The following is an 18,558-nucleotide window of genomic DNA, read 5'->3' as shown; positions in this document are numbered from 1 at the left end:
CCGACGAGAAGCAAGGCGCCATATGAGGTTCCGGCTGCGGTCGAACGACCGGCCCGCCGAAGCAGGAACGCTCACTCGTGCTTTCGTCAGCGCGCCCCGCACCACCTGCATTTCGTGGGTCGGGATGCGCGCGGCGCCCACGCTTAGGCGCTGCGCCGTCGGAACATCCAGGCCGACACCGCCAGCAGCAGGATTGGCGGCATCGCATAGGCGATGCGGAAATCCAGGTGGAACGCGCTGGCCAGGCGCACGAACTGCAGCTGCAGCGCCCAGAAGCTGACCGCGAAGATGATGCCCAGGAACAGCCGCTTGCCCATGCCGCCACTGCGCAGGCTGCCGAACGCGAACGGAATCGCCGCCAGGCACAACGCCAGCACGTTGAGCGGATAGAACCAGCGGCTCCAGTACAGATCCTCGTACTCGCGCGCATCCAGCCCGTTGCGCTTGCGGTAGTCGATGTTCCGGCCCAGTTCGCGGGTCGGCAAGTTGCGCGCCTTGGTCAGTCCCGACGACAGCACGGCCGCGTCGAGCTTGGATTCCCAGCGTTCGCCCAGCACCTGCTGCTGGGTCACCGAACGGGCGTGGAAGGTGGTCCGGCGCACGTTCTTCAACAGCCAATGCCCCTGCAGGTGCTCGGCGGTCGCCGCGTGCGCGATCGAGGCCAGGCGCCCGTCCGGGGCAAGCTCATACAGGCGGACATCGCGCAGTTGCAGCCAGTTGCGGCCCTCCTCCTTGCGCTCCTCGCCGCTCTGCGCATACATGAAGGTGTTGCCCTCGCGTGCCCACAGCCCGTAGAAGCGATCCATCGCCACGTCACCGCTGCGCGCACTGTTCTTCAGCATGTCGGCCTGGCGCTGGCCCCACGGGCCCAGGGTCTCGCCGCTGAACACCATCACCGCGGTCAGGATGCCGAGCGCTGCCGCCACCGAGATGCTCAGGCGCCGGCGCGACAGACCCAGCGCACGCAGCGCGGTCAGTTCGGAACTCGCCGCCAGCTGGCCCAGGCCCATCAGCGAACCGATCACCGCGGCGGTCGGAAACATCGTGTAGGCGCGGCGCGGGACGGTGTAGGCGATCCAGGCCACGGCGTGGCCGAAGGTGTAGTTGCCCTTGCCGATGTCGCTGACCTCGTTGGACAGCGCCATCACCACGTCCAGGCCGACCAGCACCGCCCAGGTCAGCAGCACCGTCGCCAGCACCACCCGGCCGACGTACAGATCGTGCAGGTTCGGACGCAGCCTCATGCGCGCGCCCTCGGACGGCCGAGCTTGCCATCACGCAGGTAGAACCAGATGGCCCCGGCCAGCAATGGCAGGGTCAGCCACCACAGGCCGACCAGTCCGGGCAGCTTGCCGTCGGCCAGCAACTGGGTGCCGTTGAACATCAGGCTTACTCCGACCAGATAGCCCAGGAATCCCAGCATCACCCGCCCATAGCGGGCCTGGCGGGGTGAACTGCGCGACAGCGGCAGGGTCAGCAGGGCGAACGCCAGCGCCAGCAGCGGCGGGGTCAGCCGGGCGTGCAGTTGGGCATTCGCCCCCGGCCGCTCGTCGCCCAGCAGGGCGGCGGTGGAAAGCACCTCGGGGTCGTTCTGGTCGAGGGTGTCGGTCCGGTCCGGCAGCGCCGATTCATTGCTGGCGTAGCGCATCAGGCGGTAGTCCAGGCCCTCCCCGGCCGGGCCCTCGACCCGGAATCCGTCGGTCAGGCGCAGGTAGCGCTTGCGCTGGCCCTCGAAGAACATCTGCCCGTTCTGGGCCGTCACCACGTCCAGGCGGTCGTCCTTCTGGCGATGCATGAATACCCGCTCCAGGGTGGTCCCGTCCGCGGAAATCCCGCTGACGTACACCACCGTGCCATTCGAAAGCACGGTGAACTTGCCGGCCTCCAGGCCGGACACCACCAGGCTGCGGTTGGCCTGGTCCAGCATGTTCTCGGCGGTGCGCTTGGCCCAGGGGCCCAGCCACAGCGAGCACAGGCCGACCGCGACCACCACCGGCACCACCACCATCAACAGCGGCCTGAGCAGGCGGCGCGGGCCCACGCCGGTGCCGGTGAACACCGCCATTTCAGAGTCCCGGTACAGCCGGGAGAAGGCCAGCAGCAGGCCCAGCATCAGCGCCAGCGGCAGGATGTAGGGCAGATAACCCAGGAACTGCAGGCCCAGCTGGGACAGCAGCAGCCGGGCCGGCACCTTGCCGTCGGCCACCTTGCCCAGGATGTCGGCCATGACCCCGCCCACGCTGACCATCAGCAGGATGATCAGCGTGGCCAGAAAGCTCTGGGTGAATTCGCGGAACAGGTAGCGGTCCAGCTTCGGCATCGTGCTTGTTTTACAATCCGGGGTTCGTTCGCTGGCGTCGGCAGACGGCGGTCTTGCGCTTCCGCACGGGAAGCCCGCCCTTCGACAGGACCCGCGATTGTACGGAACTGGCCATGGAATCTGCTCAATGACCCTGGAATTCACCCTGAACCATGACGCCCCGGCCAGCGCCGGCTTCGACTGCGTGGTGGTTGGCGCTTACGCCGACAAGACCCTGACCCCGGCCGCGCAGGCCATCGACGCCGCCAGCGGAGGCCGGTTGGCGGCCCTGGTCGCGCGCGGGGACGTCAGCGGCAAGACCGGCCGCACCGCCCTCCTGCACGACCTGCCGGGCGTGACCGCCCCGCGCGTGCTGGTGGTGGGCCTGGGCGAGCCCGCCAAGTTCGGGGTCCCGCAGTACCTGAAGGCGGTGGGCGACGCCGCCCGCACGCTCAAGACCGGCCCCTCGGCCAGCGCGCTGTTCACCCTGGCCGAGGTCGAGGTCAAGGACCGCGACGCCGCCTGGAAGATCCGCCAGGCCGTGATCGCCGCCGATCACGCCTGCTACCGCTACACCGCCACCCTGGGCAAGAAGAAGAACGACGAGCCGGGCCTGGCCCGCTTCGCGGTGTCCGGCGACGACACCCAGGCGCTGGCCCAGGGCATGGCCATCGCCGCCGGCGTGCAGTTCACCCGCGAGCTCGGCAACCTGCCACCGAACATTTGCAACCCGGCCTACCTGGCCGAGCAGTCGCAGAAGTTCGCGGCCGACCACGGCGCCGAATGCGAAGTGCTGGACGAGGCGCAGATGGAAACCCTGGGCATGGGCTCGCTGTTGGCGGTGGCCCGCGGCTCGGCCAATCGTCCGCGCCTGATCGTGCTGAAGTGGAACAACGGCGGCGACGCCAAGCCCTATGTGCTGGTCGGCAAGGGCATCACCTTCGACACCGGTGGCGTCAACCTGAAGACCCAGGGCGGCATCGAGGAAATGAAGTACGACATGCTCGGCGCCGGCAGCGTCATCGGCGCCTTCGTGGCCGCGGTGAAGATGCAGCTGCCGCTGAACCTGGTGGTGATCGTGCCGGCGGTGGAGAACGCCATCGACGGCAACGCCTATCGTCCGTCCGATGTCATCACCAGCATGTCCGGCAAGACCATCGAAGTCGGCAACACCGACGCCGAGGGCCGCCTGATCCTGTGCGACGCGCTGACCTACGCGCAGCGCTTCGAGCCGCAGGCCCTGGTCGACGCGGCCACCCTGACCGGCGCCTGCATCGTCGCCCTGGGCCGCTATGCCACCGGCCTGATGAGCAAGCACGACGATCTGTCCAACGAACTGCTGGCCGCCGGCGAGCAGGTGTTCGACCGCGCCTGGCGCCTGCCGCTGTGGGACGAGTACCAGACCCAGCTGGATTCCACCTTCGCCGACGTCTACAACATCGGCGGCCGCTGGGCCGGCGCGATCACCGCCGGCTGCTTCCTGGCCCGCTTCACCGAAGGCCAGCGCTGGGCGCACCTGGACATCGCCGGCGTGGCCAATGACGAGGGCAAGCGCGGCATGGCCACCGGCCGCCCGGTCGGCCTGCTGACGCAGTGGTTGCTGGACCGGGCCGGGATTTGAGATTCGGGATTCGGGATTCGTGCCAGGCATGAATCCCGAATCCACTGAAGACGCTTTCGCAAATCCCCAATCCCCAATCACGAATCCCAGCCCCGACATGCGCGCCGACTTCTACCTCATCGCCAAGCCCCGGTTCCTGGAGGAGCCGCTGCGGCTGGTATGCGAACTGGCGCGCAAGGCGTACGACGGCAACCACTGGACGCTGATCCTGGCGCGTGATGCCGAACAGGCCGAAGAACTGGACGAGCTGTTGTGGTCGTTCGACGAGGAAGCCTACATCCCGCACCAGATCGCCGGCACCGATGAGGAAGACGATCTGACCCCGGTGCTGATCGCCACGCCGGACATCGATGCGCCGTCGCGGACGCTGGTGATCAACCTGCGTGACGCGGCCTATGCCGGCGCCTGCGACCGCGTGCTGGAAGTGGTGCCCGCCGACCCGGCCGCGCGCGACCCGCTGCGCGAGCGCTGGAAGCAATACAAGGCGCGCGGCTTCGATGTGAACAAGTACGACATGTAGTTGTCGCCGGGATTCGGGATTGGGGATTGGAGATGCCGTTGGATGCATCCCGTCGCCATCACGAATCCCCAATCCCCAATCCCGAATCCCGTCCCAAATGACCGACCTCGCCTCCAGCTACGATCCCAAGACCTTCGAATCCCGCCTGTACGCCGAGTGGGAAAGCGCCGGGTACTTCAAGCCGCGCGGCGAGGGCCAGCCGTACACGATCCTGCTGCCGCCGCCGAACGTCACCGGCACCCTGCACATGGGCCACGCGTTCCAGCAGACGATCATGGACGCGCTGATCCGCTACCACCGCATGCGCGGCTTCGACACGCTGTGGCAGGTCGGCACCGATCACGCCGGCATCGCCACCGAAATGGTGGTGGCGCGCAATCTGAGCCAGGAGAACCTGACCCGTGACGGGCTCGGGCGCGAAGGCTTCATCGGCAAGGTCTGGGAATGGAAGGCCGAATCCGGCGACATGATCGAGCGGCAGATGCGTCGCCTGGGCACCTCCGGTGACTGGTCGCGCAGCACCTTCACCATGGATCCGGAACCGTCGCGCGCGGTGATCGAGGCCTTCGTGCGCTGGCACGAGGAAGGCCTGATCTACCGCGGCCAGCGCCTGGTGAACTGGGATCCCGTGCTGAAGACGGCGATTTCGGACCTGGAAGTGGAGAACGTCGAGGAAGACGGCTTCCTGTGGTCGATCGCCTATCCGCTCGCCGACGGCAGCGGCCACCTGACCGTGGCGACCACCCGCCCGGAGACCATGCTCGGCGACGTCGCGGTGATGGTGCATCCGGAAGACGAGCGCTACGCGCATCTGATCGGGAAAAGCGTGAAGCTGCCGCTGACCGATCGCGAGATTCCGGTCATCGCCGACGACTACGTCGATCGCGAATTCGGCACCGGCGTGGTCAAGGTGACCCCGGCGCACGATTTCAACGATTACCAGGTCGGCGTGCGCCACTCGCTGCCGCTGATCAACCTGTTCACTCCCGTCGCCGCCATCAACGACAACGCTCCGGAGAAGTATCGCGGACTGGATCGCTACGAGGCGCGCAAGGCGGTGCTGGCGGATCTGGAGGAAGCCGGCCTGCTGGTGGAGACCAAGCCGCACAAGCTGCAGGTGCCGCGTGGCGATCGCACCGGCCAGGTGATCGAGCCCTACCTGACCGACCAGTGGTTCGTGAAGATGGACGGACTGGCCCGCCGCGGCCTGGAACTGGTCGAGAACGGCAGCGTGAAATTCGTGCCGCCGAACTGGATCAACACCTACCGCCACTGGATGGAGAACATCCAGGACTGGTGCATCAGCCGCCAACTCTGGTGGGGCCATCGCATCCCGGCCTGGTTCGACGCCGAAGGCCGTTGCTACGTCGGCCGCGACGAGGCCGAGGCGCGCGCGAAGCACGGCCTGTCCGCCGACGTTGCGCTGACCCAGGACAGCGACGTGCTGGAAACCTGGTTCTCCTCGCAGCTGTGGCCGTTCAGCACCCTGGGTTGGCCGGATCCGCAGGCCATGGCCGCGCGCGGCTACGATCGCTACCTGCCCTCGTCGGTGCTGGTCACCGGCTTCGACATCATCTTCTTCTGGGTCGCCCGCATGATCATGGCGACCGATCATTTCACCGGCCAAGTGCCCTTCAAGGACGTCTACATCACCGGCCTGATCCGCGACAAGGACGGCCAGAAGATGTCCAAGTCCAAGGGCAACGTGCTGGATCCGCTCGACATCATCGACGGCATCTCGCTGGAGGACCTGGTCGCCAAGCGCACCCGCGGACTGATGCAGCCGAAGATGGCCGAGAAAATCGAAAAGGCCACCCGCAAGGAATTCCCGGACGGCATCGCCCAGCACGGCGCCGACGCGCTGCGCTTCACCATTGCCGCGCTGGCCACCCACGGCCGCGACATCAAGTTCGACCTCGGCCGCGCCGAGGGCTACAAGAATTTCTGCAACAAGCTGTGGAACGCCAGCCGCTTCGTGCTGATGAACACGGCCGCCTTCTCCCTTCCCCCGCAAGCGGGGGAGCCCACCTCTTCTTCCCTTCCCCCGCAAGCGGGGGAGACCATCTCTTCTTCCCTTCCCCCGCAAGCGGGGGAAGGTGCCCGAAGGGCGGATGGGGGCAGCCCGGCGACCAGGGGCAGCGCAGTCCTCACCCCCGCCACCGACGCCGAGAAGTGGATCCTCGCGCGCCTGGCCAAGGTCACCGCCGAAACCGAAACCCACTTCGCCAACTACCGCTTCGATCTGCTGGCGCAGGCGCTGTACGAATTCGCTTGGAATGAGTTCTGCGACTGGTTCGTCGAACTGGCCAAGCCGGCGCTCAATGGCGACGACGCGATCGCCGCGACGAGCACCCGCCACACCTTGCTGCACGTACTGGAAGCACTGCTGCGCCTGCTGCATCCGCTGATCCCGTTCGTCACCGAGGAACTTTGGCAACAGGTGGCGCCGCGCCTGGGCATCACCGACGCGACCCTCTCGCTGCGCGCCTATCCGACGACCGCGGATTTCGCCGGCCAGGATTTCGGTGTCGCCGAAGCCGACGTGGAATGGCTCAAGACCATGGTCTCGGCGCTGCGTCGCGTGCGCAGCGAGCTCAACGTCGCGCCGTCGCGCAGCGTGCGCCTGCTGCTGCAGGGCGGCACCGGGCAGGATCGGGCGCGGGTGGAGCGGCATGCGCCCTCGTTGTCGTTCCTGCTGAAGCTGGAGGCCATCGAATGGCTGCCCGCCGAAGCGACGGCGCCCGCGTCCGCCGCTGCCGTGGTCGGCGAACTGAAGCTGCTGGTGCCGCTGGAAGGACTGGTCGACCTGGACGCCGAGCGTAGCCGGCTGGACAAGGAAATCAAACGCGTCGAAGGCGAGATCGGCAAGTGCAACGGCAAGCTGGGCAACGCCACCTTCGTGCAGAACGCCCCTGCGGCGGTGGTCGAACAGGAACGCCAGCGCCTGGCCGAGTGGACCCATCAGCTCACCGCCCTGCGCGAGCAGCGCGCCAAGCTGTAAGCCACCCAGGGCGGGCGCAGGCTCACCCTACAGCGACGGCATCTTCTCGATGTCGTCGGCGACCAGTTCGATCGCCATCACCAGCGCGTCCTCGCGGCCGTCACGCGCGGGGTAGTAGCGCGGCCGACGGCCAATCTCGTTGAATCCCTCGCTGTGGTACAGCCGGATCGCGCCAAGGTTGGACGGACGCACCTCCAGGAACACCCGCCCGGCACGCAGGTCGCGCGCCTGCTTCACCAGCGCGCGCAGCAGGTGGCGGCCCAGGCCACGCCCCTGTCGTTCGGGCGTCACGCAGACGTTGAGGATGTGCGCTTCGTCGGCCGCGATGCTGATCAGGCCATAGCCGATCACCAGGCCATGTTCGACCATCACCCAGGCCGGATAACCCGCCTTCAGGCAGTCGCGGAAAATGCCGCGGGTCCAGGGGAACGGGTAGGCACGCTGTTCGATCGCCATCACCGCGTCGAGATCACCATCGCGCATCGGCCGCAATGAAGCCGAAGGGACGGCGTTGGTGGACTCGACGCTGACCGCGCTCATAGCGTGGACGGTCTGCGCAACGCCCGCAGCCGCGGCCACAAGGCGCGCTTGGCGGCCGGATTGCCCCGCAGTTCGGAGGAAGCCGGCCACTGCGCGAAGATTTCCGCGGCCCCTTCCGCGTTCGGATTGCAACCCGACGCCCGGATCAGGGCGAAATGCAGGCGATCCGGCAGCCGCGAGGCCGGACGCGAACGCGGCGCCGGCGCGCGCGGGGGCTCGGCGGCCGGCGTGGAATCAAGGGTGGGTGCGACCCGGGCCGCTGCGGGTGCGCAACGCGGTTCCTGGGTCGGATGCCCGTCCGGGGAAGGCGGGGAGTTCGCCGCGGGCACGGTCGCGGCGGAACGCGCCGGGTTCTCCGCCGGCTCCGCGTCGGCGGGAGCAGGCTGCCCCGTCACCCATACCGTATAGCCCAGTGCCGCCAGCCAGCCCTGCTGCTCGGGCGACCAGGGCGTATCGTGTCCGGCCAGGCTCACGTCCGCGCCTCGCCGCGGCGCGCCCGCTGCCACAGCCAGTAACCCGGTCCGGACAGCGCGTAGACCACGCCCACCGCGAACAGCACCCGCGGCAGATCGATGAACAGGATCGCGATGACCACCGCGACCAGGAACAGGCCCACGAACGGCACGCGGTCGGCGCGGGCGCCGCCTTCGCCACTGCCCTTGAAGCTCCAGAAGCGAATCCGGCTGACCATCAGCAGCGCCGCCAGGATGGTGACCGCCAGCGCCACGTAACGCAGTTCGTCGCCGTTCCAGCCCAGGCTGCCGTCGGCGAACGCCCACACGAAGGACATCATCAGTCCCGCCGCCGCGGGACTGGCCAGGCCGACGAACCAGCGCTTGTCGACAGTGCCGACCTGGGTGTTGAAACGCGCCAGCCGAAGGGCCGCGCAGGCGGCATACAGGAACGCCACCGCCCAGCCCACCCGGCCCATCGCCGCGCTGTCCAGCTTCAGCGCCGACAACGACCAGTGGTACATCACCAGTGCCGGCGCCAGGCCGAAGCTGACCAGATCGGCAAGCGAGTCGTACTGCACGCCGAAAGCGCTGCTGGTGCCGGTCAACCGGGCGACCCGGCCGTCGATGCCATCCATCAGGCCTGCCACGAACACCGCGATGGCGGCATTGACGAACTGCCCGTCGGCCGCGGCGATGATCGCGTAGAAGCCCGCGAACAGCCCGGCGGTGGTGAACAGGTTCGGCAGCAGGTAGATGCCGCGGGAGCGCGGCGGCGGCTTGATTTCGTCCATGCGTCCCAGTTTAGCCCAAGCCCCCCCGCCTCCGGCTTGCCAGGCCGGCGGAGGGGTGCTGCAATCCGGTTCCTGCCGTTTCCGCCTGGAGCCGACCGTGCGCGCAATGCCCCGACTGTCTACCGGCCTGCTGCTGGCGTTGGCCGTGGCCAGCCTGCCCTGCCTCGCCACCCCGGTCTACCAGTGGAAGGACGCCAAGGGCGTGACCCATTACTCGGACAAGCCGCCGACAGGCGAGCAGTACCAGGACCGCCACATCGCGCCACGCGGGGAACCGATTCCCCAGACCGACGCAGCCGCAGGCAAGTCGGTCGAACACCCGCAGTGCGCCACCGCCCGCAGGAATCTGGAAGTCCTGCGCAATAGCGGGCCCGTCGCGCAGGCTGGCGCGGATGGCAAGCCGGGCCAGGCGATGGACGACACCCAGCGGGCCAATCAGCTCGCGCTGGCGCAGGCGGCCGAAAAGGCATACTGCGCACCGCCCACCAACTGAGCCTCCCGCCGCACGCCGGTGGAACCACCCGATCCATGACGATCAGGCCATGCCGCCGCGGCGCGGGCACCGGCTGCGCAAGGCTGGCAGAATAGACGGCTCATTCCCCCGAACGACCGAATCTCGATGCGCCTGTCGCAATTCCATCTCCGCACCGCCAAGGAAACCCCTGCCGACGCCGAACTGGTCAGCCACCAGCTGATGCTGCGCGCCGGCATGATCCGCAAGCTGGCCGCCGGCCTGTACACCTGGTCCCCGCTGGGCCTGCGGGTGCTGCGCAAGGTGGAAACCGTGGTCCGCGAGGAAATGAACCGCGCCGGCGCGATTGAAATGGTGATGCCGACCATCCAGCCGCGCGAGCTGTGGGACGAGAGCGGGCGCTGGGACAAGTTCGGCGACCAGTTGCTCAAGCTCAAGGATCGCAAGGAGCAGGAGTTCTGCTACAGCCCCACCGCCGAAGAGGCGGTCACCGAGTTCGCGCGGCAGGAACTGAACAGCTACAAGCAGCTGCCGGTGAACTTCTACCAGATCCAGACCAAGTTCCGTGACGAGATCCGGCCGCGCTTCGGAGTGATGCGCGCGCGCGAATTCATCATGAAGGACGCCTACTCGTTCCACCTGACCGATGAGGATCTGGTGCGCGAGTACCGCAACATGCATGCGGCGTACACGCGCATCTTCACCCGCCTGGGCCTGGATTTCCGCGCGGTGCAGGCCGACAGCGGCGCCATCGGCGGCGACGCCTCGCAGGAATTCCACGTGCTGGCCGAATCCGGCGAGGACGCGCTCGCGTTTTCCACCGGCTCGGACTACGCGGCCAACGTCGAAGCCGCGCAGGCCGCCGCGCCGGGCGCGCGTCCGGCCGCCACGGAGGAGTTCCGCAGGATCGCCACGCCGACCCAGAAGACCTGCGAGGACGTGGCCGCGCTGATGGGCATTGCGCTCGATCGCACGGTCAAGTCGGTCGCGCTGATGACCGAGGGTGGTTTCGTCCTCGCGCTGGTGCGCGGTGATCATGCGGTCAATGAGATCAAACTGGCGAAAATCGCTGGCATGGCCGGGTACCGCCTGGCCAGCGAAGCGGAAATCCTTGCCCACCTGGGCAGCGAGCCGGGCTTCCTCGGCCCGATCAATCCGCGCCAGGCGATCCGCGTCATCGCCGATCGCGACGTCGCGGCCATGGCCGATTTCGTGGTCGGCGCCAATGAGGCCGGCTTCCACCTTGCCGGTGTCAACTGGGGCCGGGATCTGGCCGAACCGGAAACCGTCGCCGACATCCGCAACGTCGTCGCCGGCGAGACCGCCGCCGATGGCGGCCAGATCCGGCTGGCGCGTGGCATCGAGGTCGGCCACGTATTCCAGCTGGGCCGCAAGTACAGCGAGGCCATGCAGTTCACCGTGCTGGATGAAAGCGGCAAGGCCGCGACCCCGGCGATGGGCTGCTATGGCATCGGCGTCACCCGCATCGTCGCGGCGGCGATCGAACAGAACCACGACGCCAACGGCATCATCTGGCCGGCGCCGATGGCGCCGTGGTCGGTGGCGGTCTGCGTGATCAATCCGAAGAACGATCCGGCGGTGGCGCAGGCGGCGAATGAGTTGCTGGCGGAATTGATCGGCGATGGCGTCGATGCGGTCCTCGATGATCGCGGCCTGCGCCCGGGCGCGATGTTCGCCGACATCGAACTGATCGGCATTCCGCATCGCGTGGTCGTGTCCGAGCGCGGCCTGGCCGCCGGCACCTATGAATATCGCTTCCGCAAGGCCAGCGAAGCGGAAAATCTCGACAAATCCGAACTGATCCGCCGCCTCGCCGGCTAATCGATAATCCGGATGACATTCGGAGTGGATATATGTCGATTCATTGACATTGTCCGCTCCGATTTGTTTATTGAAAGCCGCATGGCCTAAGATGCAACTCCCGCCATGGACAGGTGATATTCCCTTTCCATACTTCCGGAGAACTCGATGTCGATTGATTTGCGTGGCCTGTCGGCCAAAGAACTGGGCACCCTGATCGAAAAGGCCCGCCAACAGCAGACGAAGCTGGCCAAGCGCACCCCCATTGCGACCATTCGCAGCAAGATCACCAAGTTCGCCAAGGCCGAGGGCTATACGATCGAGGAACTGTTCGGTGCTCCGGGCAAGGCACCCGCCGCACGTGGCCGCAAGGCCGCCGCCAAGTCCGCATCGCGTGCCGGGCGCAAGCTCGGCAAGGTGGCGCCGAAGTACCGCAATCCGGCCAATCCCAAGGAAACCTGGACCGGCCGCGGCAAGCAGCCGCGCTGGCTGGCCGCGGCGACCGCCAAGGGCAAGAAAGTCGAAGACTTCCTGATCAAGAAGAAGTAACCGCTTCGCGAACGGAGCACAAGAAAAACGCCACGGATGCACATCCGTGGCGTTTTTCGTCGAGGACGGCGAAACCGCGGCGGGCCCGGGGCCGCCAGGCGTTCCCGTGGGCGCTCAGAGATTCTTGCGCGCCGAAACCACCAGGTTGCCGAACAGCAGGCCCGCGATCAGCGCCATCACGATGTTGGTCACGCCCAGCACGGCGGACTGACCGACACCCACGTCCTGCTGCTGGACCAGCGTCATCAGTCCGCGCAGGCTGGCGCTGCCGGGCACCAGCATCAGGATGCCGGGGACACGGATCAGCGCACCGGGACGGTTGGCCCAGCGCGCGAAGGCATTGCCCGCCGCGGTGAGCACCAATGCCGACAGGAAAATGCCCACCGGCGCGCCCCAGGCCTCGCCCGCGAAACGGGAGATGCCATAGCCGGCGAACGCCGCGGCCATCACCCACGGATAATCGCGCTTGTGCGCCTTGAACAGCACCGCGAAGGCATAGGCCGCCAGCACCATCGACGACCATTCCACCCACTCCGGCTGCGGCCGCGACGCGCGCACCTCCGGGTACAGGCCCACCAGTTCGGCCAGGGTGATTGCGATGAGGCTGCCGACGGTCAGTTTGAGAATCGTCGCCATCGCGCCGGCGAAGCGCGCCACGCCGGACACCAGGTGCTGGCTGGTCAGCTCGTTGACCGAGTTGGTCAGCGCCATGCCCGGCAGCAACACGATCAGTGAAGCGATGATGACCGTGTTGAGGTTCAGCGGCGCGATGAAGTTGGCGATCAGGATCGCGACGAAACCGGCCAGCAGCGCGGACAGCGCGTCGCTGGCCTCCTTCATCTGCGGTCGCCGCGCGATCGCGTGCCCGAGCAGGCCGATCAGCAGTCCGATCAATCCAGCCGTGGCGATGTCCAGCCACGGCAGCCGCCACAGGCCGGCCACCGCGCCTGAAGCCAGGCCGGAGGCCAATACCTGCATCGCCCGCCAGCGCGCGCTGGGCTTGCGGTCCAGCGAGCGCAGCGCGGTATGTCCTTCGGCCAGGCTCATGCGCCCGGCCACCACGTCCTCGGCAATCCGGTCCGCCTCGCTCAGCTTGTGCAGGTCGTTCTCGCCCGGCGCCAGCCGGATCACCCGGGTGGTGTCACTCGCGCCCAATGGCCGCGACGGATCGTTGAAGCTCAGGATCAGCCCGGTCGGGTTCGACCAGGGTTCGCAATCCAGTCCAAGCCGTTGCGACAGTGCCGCCACCGCCGCTTCCAGGCGCTGGGCGGTGGTGCCGTAGCTGTGCAGGCGGCTGGCGATCTCGCAGACGAAGGCGATGCGCTGGGCGTAGGTGGCGGAGGCCGAGTTTTCTGTCATTTCGCAAACATTGGACCCGGCATCACCGGGTAAGGGGCCTGAAGAGTATTGCGTAAACTGATCGCGGTCGGCGCAGCATAAAGGTGGACGTTGAGTATTGGTATCGGCGAGGCGCTTGCCCTGGGCAGCGCGGCCGCCTGGGCGGTCGGCGTGATCCTGGCGCGCCAGTTGGGCGCGACCCTGCCGCCATTGGCGCTCAACCTGATGAAGAATGGCCTGGTCCTGGCCCTGCTGGCGCCGGTGGTGCTGTTCCTGCATGCCGGGCATTTGCCACAGATGCCACCGCGCGACATCGCCCTGGTGCTGGCCAGCGGCGTGCTCGGCATCGCCATCGCCGACACCCTGTATTTCCGCGCACTCAACGAACTGGGCGCCGGTCGCATGGGCGTCATCGGCAATCTCTACAGCCCGCTGGTGCTGATGATGGGTTTCCTGTGGCTGGACGAACGCCTGGGCGCGCGGCAATGGCTGGGCTTCGGCCTGGTCGGGCTGGGCGTGCTGCTGGTCAGCCGGCCGCCCAGCGAGTGGCGGACACAGCCGGCCCACACGTTGCGCGGCGTGCTGATCGGCATGGCGGCGATTGCCCTGATGGCGATCGCCATCGTCATGGTCAAGCGGGTCCTGGAAGAACAACCCCTGCTCTGGATCACCCTGCTCCGCCTGGCCGGCGCGGTCGGCGGCCTGCTGCTGATCGCCGCGTGGCCCGCCATGCGGCGCCATCGCGCCTTCGACGCGCGGCGGGTGCCGTGGCACCGCCTGATCCTCGCCGCGCTGATCGGCCAGGGCCTGTCGATGGTGTTCTGGCTCGGCGGCTACAAGTACACCTCGGCCTCGGTCGCGGCCATCCTCAACGAATCGGCGTCGGTGTTCCTGGTCATCCTGGCGGCCCTGTGGCTGCGCGAACCGCTGGGTCGGCGCGGCGTGGTGGGCGTCCTGCTTACGTTCAGCGGCATAGCCTGTATGCTGCTGGGCCGAGCGACGCCATGACCCGAACCGACGCACGCCCGCAATTCCAATCCGACCCCTCCGAACCCTCTCGGGTGCGGCTGGCGGGCGATTGGACGCTCAGCACCGCCCTGGTGGTGGCCGAACGCCTGCGCGAAGTGCCCGAGGGCGTGACCGAACTGGATGCCACCGGCATCGCCCGCATCGACTCGGCCGGCGTGCTGCAACTGCTGCGCTTCGCCAGCCGGCGCAACCTGTCGCCGGACGCGCTGCTGTTCCGCCAGGATCACCAGGCACTGGTATCCACCATCGAGGACGTGGCCGACGACCGCCCGCCGCGCAAGCGCGACTACGGTTTCCTGGCCGCGCTGTCGCGCCTGGGCGAGCGGGTCACCGAATACGGCCAGGAGATCATCGCCCTGCTCAGCTTCACCGGCGAGAACCTGGTCAAGCTGCTGCGGATGGTGAAGGAGCCGCGCCGCTTCCGCGCCATCGCCACCGTCTCGCACATGGAGCAGGTGGGGCTGGACGCGGTACCGCTGGTCATCCTGCTGTCCTACATGGTGGGCGCGGTGATCGCCTTCCTCGGCTCGACCGTGCTGCGCGATTTCGGTGCCGAGATCTTCGTCGTCGAACTGGTCAGCATCGCCTTCCTGCGCGAGTTCGCCGTACTGATGACCGCGATCGTGCTGGCCGGCCGCACCGCCTCGGCCTTCACCGCCCAGATCGGCGCGATGAAGAGCCGCGAGGAAATCGACGCCATCCGCACCCTCGGCCTGGACCCGGTGGATCTGCTGGTGATTCCGCGCCTGGTCGCGCTGCTGGTGACCCTGCCGCTGCTGACCTTCATCTCGATGATGGCGGGCCTGGCCGGCGGCGTCACCGTCGGCGCCTTCGATCTGGGCATCCCCCCGCAGATGTACCTGGCCCGCATGCACGACACCATGGAGGTGCGGCATTTCCTGGTCGGGCTGTCCAAGGCGCCGATCTTCGCGCTAGTGATCGGCCTGATCGGCTGCCTGCAGGGCCTGCAGGTGACAGGCACCGCGCAGTCGGTCGGCGAGCGCACCACCTCCAGCGTGGTGCAGACGATCTCGCTGGTCATCATCATCGACGCGCTGGCCGCGTTGTGGTTCATGCACATGGGCTGGTAGGCGATGGGCACAGGTGACGACAACGCGATCATCCGGGTCCGCGGGCTGGTCAACCGGTTCGGCGAGCAGGTCGTGCACGATGGCCTGGACCTGGACGTGCGGCGCGGCGAAATTCTCGGCGTGGTCGGCGGCTCGGGCACCGGCAAGTCGGTGCTGATGCGGGCCATTCTCGGCCTGCGCCGGCCACAGGCCGGCAGCATCCATGTACTCGACACCGATGCCCTCTCCGAGGATCCGCAGGCCCGCCTGCACATCGAGCGCAACACCGGCGTGCTGTTCCAGGATGGCGCCCTGTTCTCCTCGCTGACCGTGGGCGAGAACGTGCAGGTGCCGCTGAAGGAGCACCACGGCGAACTGCCGGACAGCTGGCGCTACGAGCTGGCACTGCTGAAGATCAAGCTGGCCGGCCTGCCGGCCGAGGCCCTCAACAAATTGCCCGCGCAGCTGTCCGGCGGCATGCGCAAGCGCGCCGGCCTGGCCCGCGCGCTGGCGCTGGATCCGCCGCTGCTGTTCCTTGATGAACCGACCGCCGGCCTGGATCCGATCGGCGCGGCCGCCTTCGACCGCTTGATCAAGACCCTGCAGGAAGCGCTGGGCCTGACGGTGTTCCTCATCACCCACGATCTGGACACCCTGTACGCTATCTGCGACCGGGTCGCGGTGCTGGCCGATCGCAAGGTCGTCATCACCGCGCCGTTGGCCGAAGTCGAGCGCTTCGACCATCCCTGGGTCCAGGAGTATTTCCACGGTCCCCGGGCCCGGGCCGCCCGCGGCGAGCCCGAACAAGAGGAAGTCTGAGACATGGAAACCCGAGCCAATTACGTCCTCATCGGCGCGTTCACCCTGGTCACCGCGGCGGCCCTGCTGCTGTTCGGCCTGTGGGCGGCGAAGTACTCCTCCGAGCGCACCTGGCAGCAATACCAGATCGTGTTCCGCGAGGCGGTCACCGGCCTTTCCGTCGGCAGTCCCGTGCAATACAACGGCATCGCGGTGGGCTCGATCACCAAGCTGTCGCTGGCTCCCAACGATCCCCGCCAGGTGGTGGCGCTCATCCGGGTGGAATCCTCCACCCCGATCAAGACCGACACCCGCGCCAAGCTGGCCATCACCAGCCTGACCGGCCCCACCATCATCCAGCTCAGCGGCGGCACCCCGCAGGCGCCCGCGCTGACGACGGTGGACAAGCGCGAGGCGCCACTCATCCAGACCGCGCCTTCCGCCCTGCAGAACATCACCGATACCGCCAACCGCATCGTCGAACGGCTGGACGAAGTGCTGAGCGACAAGAACGTCGCCAGCATCGCCGCCACCTTGCAGAACCTGGAGAACATCAGCGGGTCCCTGGCCAATCGCGACGAGGGCCTGCAGTCGTTGATCGTCAGCGCGCGCGATGCGGCGCAGAAACTCGACGCCACCCTGACCACCACCAACGGCGCCATCGAACGCATCGATCAGAACCTGGTGCGGCAGTTGCCGCCGCTGCTGACCAAGCTGGACGCCACCCTCGCCAAGCTGGATTCCGCCGCCGGCAACGCCGACGCCATCCTGGGCGAGAACCGCGCCGCCATCAACAGCTTCGCCAACGACGGCCTGGGCCAGTTGGGCCCGACCCTGACCGAACTGCGCGGCCTGGTCCGCGACCTGCGCCGGGTCAGCGATCGGCTCGAAGGCAATCCCACCCGCTACCTGCTCGGCCGCGACGCACCCAAGGAGTTCGAACCCAAATGAAGGCGCTGCGCATTCCCCTCATCCTGTCGCTCGCCGCGCTGGCCGGCTGCTCCTCGATCCTGGGCAGCGGCCCGCGCGAACCGACCACCATCTATGCGCCGGAAGTGCGCGTGGCGGCCGACCCGGCCTGGCCGACCGTGGCCTGGTCGCTGGTCATCGCCAAGCCCACCGCCGCGCGCGTGGTCGACAGCCCGCGCATCTCGGTGCGGCCGACCCCGGGCGAACTCCAGGTCTACAAGGGCGCGTCATGGTCGCAACCGGCGACCGAACTGCTGCAGGACGCGGTCCAGCGGACCCTGGAGGACTCGGGCCGGATTCCGGCGGTATCCAGCGCCGACGCCGGCATCCTCGGCGACTACCGCCTGGTGATGGACGTGCGCCGGTTCGAGGCCGACTACGCCGGGCAGGCGGTGCCGGCGGCGACCCTCGAGGTCAACGCCAAGCTGGTCCAGAACCGCAGCCAGCGCGTGGTCGCTTCGCGCACCTTCCTGCAGGCCCGGCCGGCCGGCGGCACCGATGTCGCCCAGGTGGCATCCGCGTTCGAACAGGCGCTGTCGGCGCTGACCGGGGACCTTGCCGGCTGGGTACTCACGAGCGGCCAGGCGGACGCCAGCCAGCGCTGATCCGCAACCGCACCGGCGTACCCTGCCGTCATGGACGGCGGGAAGCCGGCCGGATCCAGCGGAAGGTCAGGTTGATGCGCTCTCCCACCGGGCGCGTGGTGCGCGGCAGGGCATGCCGGTAGTTCCGCTGGGTATCCCCGGCCATCAGCAGCAGGCTGCCCCGTGGCAGATCCAGCGCCAGACGTGAATCCGGCCGCTGCCGGTGTTTGAGCAGGAAGCGCCGGGTCGCTCCCAGGCTGATCGAAGCGATCACGGGGGCGTTGCCCAGTTCCTGCTCGTCGTCGCTGTGCCATCCCATCGCGTCGCGTCCATTCCGATAGCGGTTGACCAGGACGCTGTTGAACGGCACGTCCAGCGCATCGCGCAGGCGTCTGGCCAGGTGCTTCAACGCCGGATGCCACGGGTAGGGTTCGAACAGCGCACCGGAATATCGATAACGGGCATCCGGATCCCCCATCCAGCAGCTCAACCGCGGAGAATCCACCTCCCGCCCGAACAGGCGGATGCGATGCACTTCCCAGGGCAAGCCGGTCAGCAGGCCGATGAACAGAGCATCGGCCTCTTCCGGTTCCAGCCATTGCGGCCACAGCCGCAGTTGCGCATCGGGCAGGTCGATCATTCCATCCGGCAACAGCGACAGGGGTATGGTCATCGCGCGCCATGCTCGCGGATTTGCCCCA

Annotated in this window: 18 protein-coding genes; 11 read left to right on the top strand and 7 right to left on the bottom strand. The window is 67.8% G+C overall.

Annotated elements, in window-relative coordinates:
- Positions 1 to 143: 143 nt before the first annotated feature.
- Positions 144 to 1,244 (bottom strand): LPS export ABC transporter permease LptG, encoded by a 1,101-nt coding sequence (lptG, locus tag AC3DE2_RS12385; protein ID WP_295381880.1) that lies wholly within the window; start codon positions 1,242 to 1,244, stop codon positions 144 to 146.
- Positions 1,241 to 2,320 carry an LPS export ABC transporter permease LptF gene (gene lptF, locus AC3DE2_RS12380; protein ID WP_488426420.1) on the bottom strand — a complete coding sequence of 360 codons (1,080 nt, stop codon included), beginning with the start codon at positions 2,318 to 2,320 and terminating at the stop codon, positions 1,241 to 1,243. Before lptF ends, lptG begins: the two co-directional genes overlap by 4 nt.
- Positions 2,321 to 2,447: 127 nt before the next feature.
- On the opposite strand from lptF, the gene AC3DE2_RS12375 reads away from it, so the two are divergent.
- From AC3DE2_RS12375 to AC3DE2_RS12365, 3 genes are all read left to right on the top strand, one after another.
- Positions 2,448 to 3,920, top strand: a complete 1,473-nt coding sequence (locus AC3DE2_RS12375) for a leucyl aminopeptidase (RefSeq protein WP_488426418.1) — start codon at positions 2,448 to 2,450, stop codon at positions 3,918 to 3,920.
- 97 nt (positions 3,921 to 4,017) lie between these two features.
- On the top strand, positions 4,018 to 4,440 hold the full coding sequence (locus AC3DE2_RS12370) for a DNA polymerase III subunit chi (RefSeq protein WP_295379412.1): 423 nt from the start codon (positions 4,018 to 4,020) through the stop codon (positions 4,438 to 4,440).
- A 97-nt stretch (positions 4,441 to 4,537) separates the two neighbouring features.
- Positions 4,538 to 7,441 carry a valine--tRNA ligase gene (locus AC3DE2_RS12365; protein ID WP_488426417.1) on the top strand — a complete coding sequence of 968 codons (2,904 nt, stop codon included), beginning with the start codon at positions 4,538 to 4,540 and terminating at the stop codon, positions 7,439 to 7,441.
- A gap of 27 nt (positions 7,442 to 7,468) precedes the next feature.
- On the opposite strand, the gene rimI is transcribed toward AC3DE2_RS12365, so the two are convergent.
- The 3 genes from rimI to pssA are packed head-to-tail and all read right to left on the bottom strand — an operon-like array spanning position 7,469 to position 9,227.
- Positions 7,469 to 7,981 (bottom strand): ribosomal protein S18-alanine N-acetyltransferase, encoded by a 513-nt coding sequence (gene rimI / locus AC3DE2_RS12360; protein ID WP_295379408.1) that lies wholly within the window; start codon positions 7,979 to 7,981, stop codon positions 7,469 to 7,471.
- Positions 7,978 to 8,454 (bottom strand): hypothetical protein, encoded by a 477-nt coding sequence (locus AC3DE2_RS12355; protein ID WP_488426416.1) that lies wholly within the window; start codon positions 8,452 to 8,454, stop codon positions 7,978 to 7,980. The genes rimI and AC3DE2_RS12355 overlap by 4 nt, the downstream gene beginning before the upstream one ends.
- A complete protein-coding gene (pssA, locus tag AC3DE2_RS12350) occupies positions 8,451 to 9,227 on the bottom strand; it encodes a CDP-diacylglycerol--serine O-phosphatidyltransferase (RefSeq protein WP_295379404.1) in 777 nt (258 codons plus the stop codon). Before pssA ends, AC3DE2_RS12355 begins: the two co-directional genes overlap by 4 nt.
- A 106-nt stretch (positions 9,228 to 9,333) precedes the next feature.
- Here pssA and AC3DE2_RS12345 point away from each other — a divergent pair, with 106 nt between their 5' ends.
- The 3 genes from AC3DE2_RS12345 to AC3DE2_RS12335 all read left to right on the top strand — a co-directional run bounded on the left by AC3DE2_RS12345 (position 9,334) and on the right by AC3DE2_RS12335 (position 12,069).
- Positions 9,334 to 9,720 (top strand): DUF4124 domain-containing protein, encoded by a 387-nt coding sequence (locus tag AC3DE2_RS12345; RefSeq protein WP_295379402.1) that lies wholly within the window; start codon positions 9,334 to 9,336, stop codon positions 9,718 to 9,720.
- A 126-nt stretch (positions 9,721 to 9,846) separates the two neighbouring features.
- Entirely contained in the window at positions 9,847 to 11,541 is a 1,695-nt protein-coding gene (locus tag AC3DE2_RS12340; protein ID WP_488426414.1) for a proline--tRNA ligase, read from the top strand.
- A 147-nt stretch (positions 11,542 to 11,688) separates the two neighbouring features.
- A complete protein-coding gene (locus tag AC3DE2_RS12335; protein WP_295379398.1) occupies positions 11,689 to 12,069 on the top strand; it encodes an H-NS histone family protein in 381 nt (126 codons plus the stop codon).
- A 114-nt stretch (positions 12,070 to 12,183) separates the two neighbouring features.
- Here the strand turns inward: AC3DE2_RS12335 and AC3DE2_RS12330 are convergent, their stop codons facing one another.
- Complete coding sequence (locus AC3DE2_RS12330; RefSeq protein WP_295379396.1) at positions 12,184 to 13,428, bottom strand: threonine/serine exporter family protein; 1,245 nt, start codon at positions 13,426 to 13,428, stop codon at positions 12,184 to 12,186.
- A 90-nt stretch (positions 13,429 to 13,518) separates the two neighbouring features.
- On the opposite strand from AC3DE2_RS12330, the gene AC3DE2_RS12325 reads away from it, so the two are divergent.
- The 5 genes from AC3DE2_RS12325 to AC3DE2_RS12305 are packed head-to-tail and all read left to right on the top strand — an operon-like array spanning position 13,519 to position 17,878.
- The gene (locus tag AC3DE2_RS12325; RefSeq protein ID WP_488426413.1) at positions 13,519 to 14,415 is read left to right on the top strand and encodes a DMT family transporter; all 897 of its coding nucleotides are present in this window, start codon (positions 13,519 to 13,521) and stop codon (positions 14,413 to 14,415) included.
- Positions 14,412 to 15,527, top strand: a complete 1,116-nt coding sequence (locus tag AC3DE2_RS12320) for an ABC transporter permease (RefSeq protein ID WP_295379391.1) — start codon at positions 14,412 to 14,414, stop codon at positions 15,525 to 15,527. The genes AC3DE2_RS12325 and AC3DE2_RS12320 overlap by 4 nt, the downstream gene beginning before the upstream one ends.
- Positions 15,528 to 15,530: 3 nt before the next feature.
- Positions 15,531 to 16,325 carry an ABC transporter ATP-binding protein gene (locus AC3DE2_RS12315; protein WP_488426412.1) on the top strand — a complete coding sequence of 265 codons (795 nt, stop codon included), beginning with the start codon at positions 15,531 to 15,533 and terminating at the stop codon, positions 16,323 to 16,325.
- A gap of 3 nt (positions 16,326 to 16,328) precedes the next feature.
- Positions 16,329 to 17,255 (top strand): MlaD family protein, encoded by a 927-nt coding sequence (locus AC3DE2_RS12310; protein ID WP_488426411.1) that lies wholly within the window; start codon positions 16,329 to 16,331, stop codon positions 17,253 to 17,255.
- Positions 17,252 to 17,878 carry an ABC-type transport auxiliary lipoprotein family protein gene (locus AC3DE2_RS12305; RefSeq protein ID WP_488426409.1) on the top strand — a complete coding sequence of 209 codons (627 nt, stop codon included), beginning with the start codon at positions 17,252 to 17,254 and terminating at the stop codon, positions 17,876 to 17,878. The genes AC3DE2_RS12310 and AC3DE2_RS12305 overlap by 4 nt, the downstream gene beginning before the upstream one ends.
- 28 nt (positions 17,879 to 17,906) lie before the next feature.
- Here the strand turns inward: AC3DE2_RS12305 and AC3DE2_RS12300 are convergent, their stop codons facing one another.
- Positions 17,907 to 18,530, bottom strand: a complete 624-nt coding sequence (locus AC3DE2_RS12300) for an alpha-ketoglutarate-dependent dioxygenase AlkB family protein (RefSeq protein WP_488426408.1) — start codon at positions 18,528 to 18,530, stop codon at positions 17,907 to 17,909.
- Positions 18,531 to 18,558 lie beyond the last annotated feature (28 nt).

The sequence above is a fragment of the Pseudoxanthomonas sp. 68-E7 genome (assembly GCF_057773145.1).
This window is presented reverse-complemented; position numbering and strand designations above follow the sequence as displayed.